Origin of the sequence: Ningiella ruwaisensis (genome assembly GCF_004798935.1) — a bacterium.
Lineage (GTDB): Bacteria > Pseudomonadota > Gammaproteobacteria > Enterobacterales > Alteromonadaceae > Glaciecola > Glaciecola ruwaisensis.
This window is the reverse complement of the sequence record NZ_RAHT01000011.1, coordinates 23,063-37,280: the sequence shown is the minus strand read 5'-3', so window position 1 is coordinate 37,280 and position 14,218 is coordinate 23,063. Positions and strand designations below refer to the sequence as shown.

Annotated in this window: 13 protein-coding genes; 8 read left to right on the top strand and 5 right to left on the bottom strand. The window is 42.8% G+C overall.

Going from position 1 to position 14,218, the window contains the following annotated elements; translation table 11 throughout:
- The first annotated feature begins 230 nt into the window (after positions 1-230).
- The 4 genes from kbl to D6V41_RS17150 are packed head-to-tail and all read left to right on the top strand — an operon-like array spanning position 231 to position 3,859.
- The gene (gene kbl / locus D6V41_RS17165) at positions 231-1,430 is read left to right on the top strand and encodes a glycine C-acetyltransferase (RefSeq protein ID WP_136252779.1); all 1,200 of its coding nucleotides are present in this window, start codon (positions 231-233) and stop codon (positions 1,428-1,430) included.
- A gap of 56 nt (positions 1,431-1,486) precedes the next feature.
- Positions 1,487-2,515 carry an L-threonine 3-dehydrogenase gene (tdh, locus tag D6V41_RS17160; protein ID WP_136252814.1) on the top strand — a complete coding sequence of 343 codons (1,029 nt, stop codon included), beginning with the start codon at positions 1,487-1,489 and terminating at the stop codon, positions 2,513-2,515.
- 50 nt (positions 2,516-2,565) lie between these two features.
- Complete coding sequence (gene glpE, locus D6V41_RS17155; protein WP_136252778.1) at positions 2,566-2,895, top strand: thiosulfate sulfurtransferase GlpE; 330 nt, start codon at positions 2,566-2,568, stop codon at positions 2,893-2,895.
- A gap of 40 nt (positions 2,896-2,935) precedes the next feature.
- On the top strand, positions 2,936-3,859 hold the full coding sequence (locus tag D6V41_RS17150) for a rhomboid family intramembrane serine protease (RefSeq protein ID WP_136252777.1): 924 nt from the start codon (positions 2,936-2,938) through the stop codon (positions 3,857-3,859).
- Between the two features lie 15 nt (positions 3,860-3,874).
- On the opposite strand, the gene D6V41_RS17145 is transcribed toward D6V41_RS17150, so the two are convergent.
- The gene (locus D6V41_RS17145; protein ID WP_241664588.1) at positions 3,875-4,324 is read right to left on the bottom strand and encodes a flagellar basal body-associated FliL family protein; all 450 of its coding nucleotides are present in this window, start codon (positions 4,322-4,324) and stop codon (positions 3,875-3,877) included.
- A gap of 82 nt (positions 4,325-4,406) precedes the next feature.
- Between D6V41_RS17145 and D6V41_RS17140 the strand changes: the two genes are divergently transcribed.
- The 3 genes from D6V41_RS17140 to D6V41_RS17130 all read left to right on the top strand — a co-directional run bounded on the left by D6V41_RS17140 (position 4,407) and on the right by D6V41_RS17130 (position 6,980).
- Positions 4,407-5,063, top strand: a complete 657-nt coding sequence (locus tag D6V41_RS17140; RefSeq protein WP_136252776.1) for a chorismate--pyruvate lyase family protein — start codon at positions 4,407-4,409, stop codon at positions 5,061-5,063.
- A gap of 54 nt (positions 5,064-5,117) precedes the next feature.
- Entirely contained in the window at positions 5,118-5,987 is an 870-nt protein-coding gene (gene ubiA / locus D6V41_RS17135; RefSeq protein WP_136252775.1) for a 4-hydroxybenzoate octaprenyltransferase, read from the top strand.
- Between the two features lie 207 nt (positions 5,988-6,194).
- Positions 6,195-6,980 carry an alternative oxidase gene (locus tag D6V41_RS17130; RefSeq protein WP_136252774.1) on the top strand — a complete coding sequence of 262 codons (786 nt, stop codon included), beginning with the start codon at positions 6,195-6,197 and terminating at the stop codon, positions 6,978-6,980.
- A gap of 123 nt (positions 6,981-7,103) precedes the next feature.
- Here D6V41_RS17130 and D6V41_RS17125 read toward each other — a convergent pair whose 3' ends face one another.
- A complete protein-coding gene (locus tag D6V41_RS17125; protein WP_136252773.1) occupies positions 7,104-8,189 on the bottom strand; it encodes a hypothetical protein in 1,086 nt (361 codons plus the stop codon).
- A gap of 434 nt (positions 8,190-8,623) precedes the next feature.
- A complete protein-coding gene (gene ubiK, locus D6V41_RS17120) occupies positions 8,624-8,896 on the bottom strand; it encodes a ubiquinone biosynthesis accessory factor UbiK (protein WP_136252772.1) in 273 nt (90 codons plus the stop codon).
- Between the two features lie 170 nt (positions 8,897-9,066).
- Here ubiK and rep point away from each other — a divergent pair, with 170 nt between their 5' ends.
- A complete protein-coding gene (gene rep / locus D6V41_RS17115; protein WP_136252771.1) occupies positions 9,067-11,079 on the top strand; it encodes a DNA helicase Rep in 2,013 nt (670 codons plus the stop codon).
- Between the two features lie 20 nt (positions 11,080-11,099).
- Here the strand turns inward: rep and D6V41_RS17110 are convergent, their stop codons facing one another.
- Positions 11,100-13,682: a sensor domain-containing phosphodiesterase gene (locus D6V41_RS17110; protein WP_136252770.1), complete on the bottom strand. Its 2,583-nt coding sequence runs from the start codon at positions 13,680-13,682 to the stop codon at positions 11,100-11,102.
- 104 nt (positions 13,683-13,786) lie between these two features.
- Positions 13,787-14,188, bottom strand: coding sequence for a c-type cytochrome (locus tag D6V41_RS17105; protein ID WP_241664587.1), 402 nt, complete (start codon positions 14,186-14,188; stop codon positions 13,787-13,789).
- Positions 14,189-14,218 lie beyond the last annotated feature (30 nt).

The following is a 14,218-nucleotide window of genomic DNA, read 5'->3' as shown; positions in this document are numbered from 1 at the left end:
GTAGTAAGTCGGTAATAGCACGAGCATAAATGCTATGTCTTATTGGATCAATGCCACAGCAGAGTTGGCGAAAGTTTTATTGGTTCGCCAATAAGCATTAAAATGCCTCTGTAAATCCGCGCTACCAATACCTTCACTTTCGCTAAAACTAATTTTTACATAAAGTTTTGCTAAAGCTGTGCGAAACGCTAAAATTCACGCAAATTTGAATTTAGCTAAAAGGCGCGCACATGTCTCAAGCATTTGTTGATCATCTCAATACCCAACTTAACGAAACCAAAGAACAAGGGCTTTATAAAAAAGAGCGGGTGATTACTTCTCAGCAATATTCCGATATTGAAGTGCAATCAGGTGAGCACGTACTGAACTTTTGTGCGAATAATTATTTGGGTCTGGCCAATCATCCTTCCCTCATTCAGGCAGCAAAAGATGGGTTAGATAGTCATGGGTTTGGTGTGGCGTCTGTGCGCTTTATCTGCGGTACGCAAGATATTCACAAAGCATTGGAGCGTAAAATTAGCCAGTTCTTAGGAATGGAAGACACTATCCTGTATCCATCTTGCTTTGATGCAAATGGTGGTTTGTTTGAGACCATTCTAAGCGCCGAAGACGCGGTCATTTCTGATTCGCTTAATCATGCCAGTATCATTGATGGCGTAAGGCTTTCCAAGGCTAAACGATACCGTTATGAAAGTAACAATATGGAAGCACTAGAAGCGCAGTTAAAACAAGCGGCTGCCGATGGTGCTCGTTTTAAACTCATTGCAACCGATGGCGTATTTTCTATGGATGGCGTTATTGCCAATTTGAAGGGTGTGTGTGATTTGGCAGACAAATACGATGCCATGGTGATGGTTGACGACTGTCACGCAACCGGTTTTGTTGGCGAAAAAGGTAGAGGCTCTCACGAATATTGTGACGTAATGGGCAGAGTAGACATTATTACCGGTACGCTTGGAAAAGCACTTGGCGGCGCCTCAGGTGGATTTACATCGGGTAAAAAAGCGGTAATTGATTGGTTGCGTCAGCGTTCGCGCCCGTATCTGTTTTCCAATTCTGTTGCGCCCCCTATTGTTGCCGCTTCGCTCAAAGTATTCGAGATGATGGAAGAGGGACAAGAACTGCGTGATAAACTTAAAGCCAATGCGGCGCATTTTAGAAAGCGCATGGAAGAAGCGGGTTTCACTTTATCTGGCAAAGACCACGCGATTATCCCGGTCATGCTGGGAGATGCCAAACTTGCCAGCGAAATGGCTGATAAAATGCTCGAGCGAGGCATTTATGTGATTGGCTTTTCTTATCCTGTGGTACCAAAAGGAAAAGCGCGAATTCGCACGCAAATGTCGGCTGCTCACAGCATTGACCAAATCGACCAAGCTGTGGATGCCTTTATTCAAGTAGGTCGCGAAATGGGTGTCATAGGATCATGAGCATAACAAACATACGTTCTCAAAATACCGGTTCTACTTCCACAATGAATACGACTATGAAGTCGCTTTCAAAACAAAAGCGTGAGCCCGGAATATGGATGGTTGAAAGCCCAATTCCTGAAATCGGTCCAAACGATTTACTGATTAAAATTCGTAAAACTGCTATATGCGGCACCGATATGCATATTTACAACTGGGATGAATGGTCTCAGCAAACAATTCCGGTGCCGATGGTAGTTGGCCATGAATATGTGGGTGAGGTGGTTGATATGGGCTCTGAGGTCGCCGGCTTTAAAACCGGTGATCGAGTCAGTGGCGAAGGTCATATTACCTGCGGGCACTGTCGCAACTGCCGGGCAGGTCGCAGACACTTATGTCGAAATACTACAGGCGTTGGCGTTAATCGCCAGGGTGCCTTCGCTGAGTATCTGGTGATTCCAGCGTTCAATGCTTTTAAAATTCCAAATAATATCAGCGACGACCTTGCCGCTATTTTCGACCCCTTCGGCAATGCCGTACATACCGCGCTTTCTTTTGATTTAGTGGGTGAAGATGTGCTTATTACTGGTGCCGGACCTATCGGTATCATGGCTGCAGCGGTAGCACGTCATGTCGGTGCACGTCACGTTGTCATCACAGATATTAACGACTACCGTCTTTCTCTTGCTTCTAAAATGGGCGCGTCTCGCGTGGTGAATGTTGCTTCTGAAAATTTAAAAGAAGTAATGAACGAACTGGGTATGACAGAAGGTTTTGATATTGGCCTTGAAATGTCAGGTGTACCGGCTGCTTTCAGAGATATGCTTGATAAAATGAATCACGGCGGCAAAATTGCGATGTTAGGTATTCCGCCGCAAGATGTGGCTATTGATTGGAACAAGGTTATTTTTAAGGGGCTGACGATTAAAGGCATTTACGGAAGAGAAATGTTCGAAACCTGGTATAAGATGGTTAGTCTGTTACAGAGCGGATTGGATCTCTCTCCCATTATTACGCATCAAATGCCGGTGGATGAATTTGCAAAGGGTTTTGAAATTATGGGCTCTGGTCGCTCAGGCAAAGTCATATTGGACTGGATAGCCTAGAGCACACACCTTACTAAAATCTAAATTCAAGCTTATTTAAAGAGACTGTCATGGAACAATTTGAACACATTTCGCCAGAACAAACCAAGCAACGCCTGGATAAAGGTGAGATCAAAGTGGTTGATATTCGCGACGAGCAATCTTTTGCAAAAGGTCATATTCCCGGTGCGTTTCATTTAACAAATGGAAGCATAACGCAGTTTATGCAAGAAAATGATTTTGATATGCCCGTTGTAGTTTGTTGCTATCATGGTATCTCATCTCAACAGGCCGCTCAGTATATGCTGCACCAAGGATTTGAGGAGGTTTATAGCATGGACGGCGGATTTGAAGCGTGGCGAATGAATTATCCTTTCGACGCATTGTCAGATGACCAATAGTGTAAACTAAACACCAAAACCAATACGAGAAGGTTCGTTCTTGAAAGAGTTAACAGATCATCATCCACTTATTCGATTTGGACAAGAACAAGCCGCACGTTTGCTTGCAGCATATCTGAATGAACAGGGAATAAAAGCCTTTGTCAACGAGGCTCCGCAGCAGGACGCCGGTGATAGCGAGGCAATTGATTCAAGTCATTCTTCTGAGGCCTACTTGTTAAGCATTGAAGATCTGTCTCAGAAAGATGCTGCTGTAGATATTGCACAGGAATTTTTAAAAAATCCGAATGCGCCCAAGTTTCAGCAGGCAGCATGGTCAAGTGGCGAGCTCGCAAGGAGCCGTTCGCCAATATTGGCATCAAGTGGATTACCAGGTGTTTCAGATATATTAAAAGCGCCCTTTACTGTATTGGTAATGGCATGTTGTCTATTTGTATTTGGCGCAAGCATGCTCGGTTACTTCGACTTTTGGCAACAAGCGTTGAGCATGCAGTACTTTGATCAGCTTGCCGAGAATCATCAGTGGTGGCGCTTATTTGGCCCCGCATTTTTGCACTTTTCGGCTATTCACATTATTTTTAATTTAATGTGGTGGTGGATATTCGGCGGTCAACTTGAACGTGTGTTCGGTACTTTCTGGCTGATTGTACTTTTTGTGGTGTCTAATCTGTTTGCCAACATTTCGCAGCTACTGGTTTCGGGCCCAAACTTTGGGGGCTTATCGGGTGTCGTTTATGCTCTGTTTGGTTTTGTGTGGTGGATAGGCTGGTTACGCCCTAAGTGGGGGATCAGTATTCCCAATGGTTTTGTGATTTTTCTCCTTGTATGGCTTGCCTTAGGGTATGCCGATTTACTTTATGTCAGCATGGCGAATGAGGCTCACACCTTTGGTTTGATTGCAGGTTGCTTACTGGCTCTGAGTTTACACTTGCTGGTTCCAAAAGCGCAAAAAACCTCTCATTAAACACGCTTTTAGCGCTTAACCGCCTTGTCTTAAATATTTGGTGAAGATGATGTCGCGCACGGTTTCTTCACCCGTCTCACGCACCATAATGTCCCTAAAGCGTTTAAGAATTAGTCGGCGCATCTCTTCGCGACCGGTTAAAGACTTTATTTTTTGCTCAGGCTGTGCACCAATCACCTCGATTGCAGTGGCGCGCAAAAGCGGCATATGATGTTCAACTTCCGGGATCAGAGAAGGTTCATCAAGCATCATTTCAATGGTGATGCGCAAAAACCCTAAACGGTCGCTGTTGTCGCCTGCATAGTTTGTGACAATGTCAGGCTCAATCGCAATGTATGCAATACTTGGTGCAGAGCTTACGCTTTCTTCTTGCGCTTTTACCGCCGTATTGCCTAATATCATTAACCCAAGCATGCTTATATAAATAAAGCACCATCGTTGAGTGTATTGCCAATGTCTCGACATGTTCAAACTCTTTTCTGTTTAGGGAAGTCTTTTTGTCTATGTTAGACTTAGGTTATCGGTAACTAATAAGAATTCTTCACTTTTGTTAATCAATTCTATATTTCCTTTTGGCCTGTCGGTGGACTGGCAGGCCCCAGACTATTTTGCACCATTGTCTCCTGCAATGCAGGACTGGTTACTAGACACCGGCTCGTTGACGGAGCGTTTACAGTCCTTATGTTCAAGTTTTGAGGTAGAAGTTCTTGGACAAAAATCCTTACCTTTGGAAGAGGCGGAACGCGCGGCCATACCAGGTTTTGAAAGTCAGAGATGGCAAATACGAGAAGTCATTTTGCGCGGTGATGGAAAACCTTGGGTGTTTGCACGTTCGGTTTTACCCCACAGCCTATGTGAACAAAAATGGGCAGACTTGGGCAATCAACCCCTGGGACAGCGAATTTTTAATGATACGAGTTTTATTCGGAGTAATTTCGATATTGGGAAGTTATCGCGCCATCCACTGACTCACAAAATATTTGAGCATAAGGATTTGCAAAATACGTCGACGGGAACGAAAAAAGCGGATAGCTTCTGGGCAAGACGCTCCATATTTAGTTATGAAGGTGATGCGCCATCAGATGGTCAATCAAATTATGAAAATAATACATTAAGTCGCACCATACTGGTTGCGGAAGCCTTTTTGCCAGATTGCCCCTGCTATAAAAAACAGACCCAGAAATCCAGCGAGCTTGAAGTCTAAACCTTGCGTTTTTAATATCGTGTAAATGTAATTCAAGGAAAATCTACTTTAAATATGCTGGCTCTCACACCCAAACATAGTAAATACTACTGGCAACTAATGCGGCTTGATAAACCCATTGGTATCTATTTGCTTTTGTGGCCAACATTATGGGCGCTATTTTTAGCCGCCGACGGACTGCCATCGTGGCATATTCTGAGCGTATTTGTGTTAGGTGTGGTGCTTATGCGAAGTGCAGGATGTGTCATTAACGACTACGCAGACAGACATTTAGATGGTAGTGTCGCTCGCACAAAGTCTCGCCCTTTAGCCAGCGGCAAAGTGACAGAAAAAGAGGCTTTACAGCTGTTTGCTTTGTTAGTAGTTCTTGCTTTTTTATTAGTGCTTACCTTGAATTGGCAGACCATACTTCTATCTGTTGTGGGCCTGGCTTTAGCTAGTATTTATCCTTTTATGAAGCGCTTTACTCATATTCCACAAGTGATATTAGGCGCGGCTTTTAGCTGGTCAATGCCCATGGCGGCCATGGCAGTGCTTGAGACCATTCCCTTTTGGATATGGGTTTTATATCTGGCAAACCTATGCTGGACAGTTGCATATGATACCCAGTACGCAATGGTAGATAGAAAGGACGATATTAAAATAGGTATCAAATCAACAGCAATTTTATTTGGAAAATACGATTTACTGATCATCGTATTATTGCAAGCATTAACTATTATTCAACTGGCGTATGTGTTTGATTTACTTAATCTTTCCGTGCCTGCTTACTTGGGCTTAAGTCTGGCGAGTGTTCTATTCACACTTCAATTCGTCAGCACTCGTGCCCGCGACGAGCAAGCCTGCTTTAAGGCTTTTTTAAATAACCATTGGGTAGGACTTATTGTTGCAATAGGCATATTGACGGCCTTACTTCTACCTTAATAACTTACCCATATAAAACATTAACACTGAAAAGTTTTTACATTCGATGTAAGAACTTACTCATCTCACCGCATTTATTTACGACATTCGCTTTTATCTCTTTGAAAACACAGCATAAAACGTTTGGAATAATTCTTGTAAACATGAAAAAAACAAACGTGAGCTAGCGAAAAACGTTAGCGACTTTGACTTATCCAGAGGTGGCAGATGACAAACGAAAGTAAAGAAAGCAAGGCATCTTCATTAGAGCGAGACAGTCAAGATCATCCGCTCGAACGTTACGCTGACGAGAAACATGCTGAAGATGTGCACGTGCATCATGCCCCTAAAACGTTTGGCGACAGATTCGCCTTTGGGTTTGTCAAATTTTTAAGAGTGTTTGCGGATGCCTTTTTTGCCAATCGATATGGACACAGAGCAGTTGTACTCGAAACGGTGGCTGCGGTTCCGGGCATGGTGTCAGGAGCCATGTTGCATCTTAAGTGTTTGCGACGAATGGAAGATGATCACGGTTGGATCCGCACCTTACTAGACGAAGCTGAAAACGAACGTATGCATTTGATGACTTTTATTGAGATTGCCAAGCCCTCAAAGCTAGAGAGAGCGTTAGTCATTATCGCTCAAGGCTTTTTTTATGTCTGGTTTCTGATCCTCTACCTAATATCCACTAAATCCGCTCACCGCGTGGTTGGCTACCTTGAGGAAGAGGCTGTAGTAAGCTACAGCGAGTATTTGAAGATGGTGGAAAAAGGTGAGGTTGACAATATAGCTGCTCCACAATTGGCAAAAGAGTACTGGAACCTGTCAGAAGATGCGAGGTTAACAGATGTAATTCGCGTTATTCGCGCCGATGAAATGATGCACCGAGAAGTGAATCATCTTATCGCAAATAAAATTAAAAAAGAGGATGCTGACGTCAAAATTTATGAAGACATGAGTGAGGACGCCATTGCCAAGCTGCGACAGTATGAAGCGCGTCAGTTTCCAGATTAATATGTGATAAACCTCAACTTAAGATACGCGACAGCGCCACGTAGCGCTAAAAACGAGAACTACTGCGTGCAAAAGCGAGCAATAAAGTGACTATTATGTTACTTTGCATCTCGTACTTCACAATTATTCGCATCGCAAAAATCCCTCAGGTTTACCGCGGTTAGCAACGCTAAATTTAAAATCAACAACCGCCGCTTGAGCAGATTTTGTGCGCAAAAGCCCAATCACCGGGCAGTCATCATTCTCGTTTCTGTTAGAAAAGGCCTTTGCGTATTTATCTGAGGCACTTCTTAGAGCAGCTGGAACAATTGGGCTTCTGGCATTTCCTTGCATGTAGTCACGTGCTATTTTTACCGCGTCGTTTTGACATAAAAAAAGCGTTTCAACTGGTTCATGTGTTTCGCTTTCGATAACTATGTCGATGTGATCTGAGCTACTGCTATAAGGACCAAACAATAAAATAGAAGATGATGGGAGGGCGACTGGTTTAACGTCACTTTCTTTCCTATTGATCAGTGCTTGTTTCAACGCATTGCTGTCGAGCTGTCCTAATTCGACAATACGTTCACCGGTACAAAGGCTGTAAGCCATACTTACGCCATCTTCCAGCTTCTGTTTAAAGCGTTTTTCGCCAATTTTATCAAAGCGTTCATCAGCAATTGAATCGGGCGATTGGCCAACCATTGTTGCTGCGCCGCTTACAAACGAAGACCACACGCTTTGTTTATCAACATCAACATCGCCAGCCACCTTAAAATCAATCTGAACCTCATTATAAGGATGATACCGAATATACATAATCTTATCTTGAGCGGAGTAATCGCTGCTAATAGCACCTTCAAATATCACCTTTACGGTAAAGCGAACAACTTCATTCACTTTAAAGTCAGCGCCTAATTTACTTGAGTTTCGATTTAGCCATCGCCAGCCTTCCAGCTGTAGGTTAAGCGTAAGTTTTTCGGGAGCTTGCAGGTTTGTTTGGGCAACACAATCAGCTACCCAGAGTGTGCCACTTATAACAGAGTTACCCTGCGTATCCAGGCCTTCTATTTCTCGAAAACGATTATCAAGTTGCTCACATATTTTTGCAGCCGCCACATCACTTAATACTGCCTCAAAATCAGCACCGTTGGCGTGCACAGATGTCATAAACAGCGAAATTACAAAGCTAATAAATAGATATGAAATCCGCTTTTTACGTGCTCTCATGATGCTCTCCTTGTTTAGATGATTTTCAGCCAGCAGACTTTGTGATATGTCTGAACGTCATTTTTCTCTGTTTGGAACTGTATTTGTGTAGTGTTTAGCTTCATGAAAACGGTCAAACTAAAACCAAAAAACCAACAAACACAGTATTCAAAAGACAAGCCAAAAAAATTATCAATCATTTCAATCATGTATTTTCAACACTTCATGTATGTCGAGAAACTTCTACAAGAGACTGACAGAACAGTTGCAACTTTTACAGACACAAAAAAAGGTGAAAGGTGTTCTATAACATCTTTGGAAAACGGCTGGATACAAATAGTAAGATTTATATAGAAATGGGTGACGATGCTTTTGCTAGCTTGCAAACGGCTTTGTTGTAAAGATACAAAGCACGTCACCTTCCAATCACAAACAAAGACAATAAAATTTAAAGATTAGGCATCAGCTTGAGTTGTTTCGTCATCTTTACCTGAAGCTTCTAATTCGTTCAAACGAGCTTCAAGTGCTTCGAGCTTTTCTCGGGTTCTAATCAGTACCTGGCTTTGAATATCAAACTCTTCTCGACTGACAAAATCAAGCTTACTTAATTGGGCTTGCAAAACCTGCTTTATTCTCCCTTCTGCCTCATCAGCCATGTTTTTTACACCAGGGGGAATGGCAGAAGAAATATTTTTAGCAATTTCTTCCAGCTTTTTCGGATCAATCATAATTACTCCTATGTCTGCAACCTTATCGTTTAATGGACTTTTCAGGTTGCGAAGCTTTAGCTACTGTCATCTATGCATTGTAGACCCTGATGCAAATAAATGCAGTGTTTAATAAGCCTAATTTGCTATAATTTACGGCCTTTTTATTTTTTCTCAAGTGCTCGAGGTATATGCGCTTAAATGACGCTCAACAATCCGCGGTAGAGTATGTGTCTGGCCCCTGTTTGGTCCTGGCAGGGGCAGGCAGTGGTAAAACTCGGGTGATTACCAATAAAATTGCCTATTTAGTAAATACATGCGGTTACAAGCCTTCGCAAATCGCCGCAGTTACATTTACGAATAAGGCGGCGCGTGAAATGAAAGAGCGAGTCGCGCTGACTCTCGGCAAAAAGGCCTCAAGAGGTTTAAAAGTCTCTACCTTTCATACGCTTGGTTTAAATATCATTAAAAAGCATGTGGGCACGCTTGGCTACAAATCCGGCTTTTCGTTGTTCGACGACAAGGATACCTTCTCATTGTTGAACGATCTGACTCTAGAACACTATGATGGTGATAAAGATGCCTTGCAGGCGCTGATGACGCGGATCTCAAATTGGAAAAATGAGTTGATCGTCCCTGAAGTAGCCATTAAGCATGCAAGTGAGCCACTGTTAGCAGAGCAAGCCGCGTTTTATAAGGAGTATTCGCGCCATTTAAAGGCGTATAATGCGCTGGATTTTGATGATCTCATTCTTTTACCCACCTTGCTTTTCATTCAATACGAAGAAATACGGCAACTTTGGCGCAATAAAATTCGCTATTTGCTGGTAGATGAGTATCAGGATACAAATACCAGTCAATATCAGTTAGTGAAATTGCTAGTGGGTGAACGTGCGAGATTTACGGTCGTGGGAGACGATGACCAGTCTATTTATTCATGGCGTGGCGCTCAGCCAAAAAACCTGCTTTTGCTGAAAGAGGATTTTCCCAGTCTTAAGCTTATAAAGCTTGAACAAAACTATCGTTCGTCAGGACGTATTTTGCATACAGCCAATATTCTTATTCAGAACAATCCGCATGTCTTCGAAAAACGACTATTTTCTGATTTAAGCTATGGTGAACCGCTTAAAGTACTCGTTGCAAAAAATGAAGAGCATGAAGCTGAAAAAGTGGTGGCAGAGATGCTTGCCCATCGTTTTATGCGCGACACTCAATATAAACAATACGCCATTTTGTATCGGGGAAATCACCAGTCCAGAGTATTTGAGAAAGTACTCATGAAAAACCGTATCCCCTACAAGATAAGTGGCGGCACCTCGTTTTTTGGGAGAGCGGAAATAAAAGATATCATGGCTTACTTGCGCCTTCTCACTAACCATGAGGATGACAACGCCTTGCTGAGAATTGTAAATACCCCTCATCGCGGCATAGGCAGAGCCAGTCTCGCCAAAATAGGAGAGTTTGCTAATGCGCATCAATGCACGCTGTTTGAGGCAATGTGTCATAAAGGGCTTTCTTCTGTGTTGCCAGGCAATGCCTTTCAAAGCATTCAGACTTTCATCAGGTTAATAATAGAGACTAAATATAACATGCAGCGAGGTGAGGCGGTTGATGTGCTTCGAGACTTTATTAAGCACCTTGGCTTTGAGGAATGGTTATATGCGCAAAGCGCTAGCCCAAAAGCCGCTGAAATGGCAATGGCGAATGTCTCTACGCTATTTTCCTGGGTCAAAGACATGTTAAAAGGCGATGCTTTAGAAGCGCCTATGAGTCTGGCGGAAATTGTGCAGCGTCTGACGCTTCGCGATATGATGGAGCGGGGAGAAGATTCTGATGAAGCCGACCAAATTCAGTTAATGACTTTACATGCTTCAAAAGGCCTGGAGTTCCCTTTTGTATTTATGGTTGGAATGGAAGAAGGTTTGTTGCCTCACCAAAGTAGCATTGATGAAGACAATATCGAAGAAGAAAGGCGATTAGCGTACGTAGGTATTACCCGTGCTCAAGAACAACTGTTCTTTAGTATTGCGCGCGAACGCCGGCAAATGGGCGAGTTAATTGAGCCAGAGCCAAGTCGCTTTTTATATGAGTTGCCCCATGATGACATTGAGTGGGAGTGGCATAAAAAACAGGATACAGACGAGCAGCGAAAACAAAAAGCGCAAAAAGGCATTGCCAATTTAAAGAATTTATTTTCAGATTAAAAAGTTAATTCGAACCTCACTTAAAGTGCCTGAACTTCTGCTAAATAATCTCCTTGGCCGTATCTGCATCCAGTAATCATTAGCTCTTGCTTAACCGCGGCATCAATTACACCATCGCCAATAACTTCTATATCGATGTGATTTGCAATGCTTATAAATGACTGCACAAGTTTATGATATTTATCAGACATACCAATGGTATTGACCAAGTTTGCATTGAGCTTGACCAAATCAAAATCGTATTTAAATAGATACGAAAGCGCAGCCGTTTCACTGCCAAAATTGTTAAGCACCAACGCTACCCCCATATTTGTGAGAGTATCGAGGATATTCGGAAGATACTTACTAAAGCGAGCTAGAGACTGTTCAGACAGTTCAATGAGCAGTCGACTAGGATCGACTTCGGCCCACTCCAGCAATTGAATTAAACTATCCATCGATTTTTTATGAAGCAGATGCTCAACAGACAGTTTCATACTGATGCGTTGATCATATGTACTGTCGCTTAATCCCCACTGTTTGAGTACTTTGAAACTTTGGTCAATAAGGTATTGATTGATACTGAAGGTAAGACCGCACTGGTCTGCTAATCGCCAAAAGGCCGCATCTTTAATTTCACCGTGGGTATCACTTTCCCATCTGAGCGTATGCTCATAATAAAGCACATCACCATTGTGTAAATCGACAACTGCTTGTAAATAACAATTAAACGCATTTTGCTTGAAGGCTTTTCTGAAATCGCGCTCTAACTCGACCTCTTCAATGAGTTGATTACGCATACTTACATCAAAAACAATAAAGCGATTTTTACCCAGATTCTTTGCCTGATACATAGCTGCATCGGCGTCTCGCAATGCATCGTCTGCTGTCGTATAAGTTTCGCTCAATTCAGCGACACCTACGCTGGCACCAGAATAAACTTCTTTCTTTTCGATAGTGAAAGGACGCGAAACTATATCAACAATACGTTGCGCGATGGCTTCTACATCACTTAGATGATTGTAGCTATCTACTAAAATAACAAACTCATCTCCACCTAAGCGAGCCAGTAAATCATGACTACGTTTACACTGCTTAAGTCGAGCCGCAACTTCTATTAAAAATTCGTCGCCAGCATGATGCCCTAATGTATCGTTTATAGTTTTAAAGCGGTCTAAATCGACAAATAAAAGGGCATAGTTATGCTGACCATGTCTGCGTTTGCTCGATATAGCGAGCTCAAGACGATTATTAAACATTACTCTGTTTGGCAAGCCAGTTAGCGCGTCATGATGCGCATCGTGAATAAGCTTCAGTTCAATTTCTTTACGCTGTTCAATTTGACGTTTGAGAGATTCATTGGTTTGATTTAGCTCAGCAGTGCGCTCTTTGACTTTGTCAGATAACTGCTTGTTATAATTTTTAAGTGCCTGAGCATTTTCTCGTCGCTCCATTGCAACGGCAATATGCTGTGACACATAGCGCAAAATGTTCAAATCTTCTTCGCTATAGTCCTCGCTTGCACCATAGGTTTGCACGGCAATTACACCAAAGACTGCATTATCTAACACAAGGGGTGCACCCATCCATGAATTGCCCTCAATAAGCATATTCTTCCCAATTTGCTCTCTTAGCTCGCCGCCTTCAATAAGACTGCTAATTTTAGCTGCATCGATGAGGCAAGCTTTTGCTTTGCGGATAACATATTCAGTTAATCCTTTTCCCATTTTACGAGAAGAAGAGGCATCTTCGCTTTTACCTACAAAATAGGGGAATGTCAGCAGCTGTTTCTCATCGTCCAGAATGGCGATGTAAAAGTTTTCAGCTTCAATCAAGCGTTTGAGAATTTGATGAATGGCGCCGTAGAAACGAAGAATGTCCAAATCGTAAGAGGCAGACAGTTCTGAAATTTCAAAAAGTGCTTTTTGCAAGGCTTCCACGCGCTTACGCTCAGCAATTTCATCTTCCAACTCTTTATTCGCAATTTGCAACTGCTGGGTACGCTGCTTTATTAGCTCTTCGGTAAGCTCGCGATGCTTCACCCTGTCAACGGTGGTAACGATATGTTGCGAGATAAAAGTAAGAATCTCCAGGTCATCGTCGCTGTAACGCACGTTTTCGTTATAGCTTTGAACGACCATTGTGCCAATAACCTGATTGTTACGCATTAGGGGCACGCCAATGAGGTCTACTGGCGGGGTGCCCAACATTTCAATGCCGTGTTTGGCATACACTTCTTCGTAGTTTTCTTGCGTAATGACGAGCTTTTTACCACTGCGAAGAATGTGCGCAGTGATGCCTTTTTTTATTTTTTCATAAGGAATAGACAGGATGGCTTGTTCATCTCTTTCATCCACAAAATAGGCAAAATTGATGCGTTCGTCGTGTTGTTCATGAAAGGCAACATAAAAATTGTCGGCTGTCATGAAGTCTCTGACGACGTTATGAATAGATTCGTAGAGACTGTCAAGATTAACTGCTGAACTGGATAGCTCACTGATGAGATAGAGCGCTTTCTGAATTTTTTCAGCGCGCTTGTAGCGCTCTGTTAAATGCTGAAGCTCCGGCACAATACTCCGGAGCTCGTTTTCACTTAAGTGACTGACCACTTCACGTTTTTGCATTTACACAATACACTCGCTGGTTCTTGATCAAAGTGCTTTTTTTTTTTACAACTAAAGCGCCCTTGTCGAGCGTTGCCTAGCGAGTCGCTATGCGGATATTAGTTTTAAATACCTTCAATCATATATTCAATTGCTGTTTTGATATCTTCTTCAGTACAGTCGCCGCAAGTTCCCATTGCTGGCATCGCACCAATACCATTAACCGCATTTTTCCAGACCTGATCGAATCCTTTCTCGTCTAAACGTGGTTGCCAATCAGCAGCTACTTGTAACTTGGGAGCGTTTAACACACCGGTTGTGTGACAGGCAACACATGCCGCATCGTAAATTTCCTTACCCGTACGTGGACCGGCTGCTGCTGCACTTGCATCAACTGCGCCTGCTACATTCACTTTACCAACTGGCTTGATTCTTTCTTTGATTTCTTCTTCGCTCATTGTTTGAGCGACTGCAACACTAAAGAACAAACCGGCTAACCCTAGCGTTATCACTGCTTTTAATTTCACAAAAATTCTCCCGCAAACAGGCTGTATAAA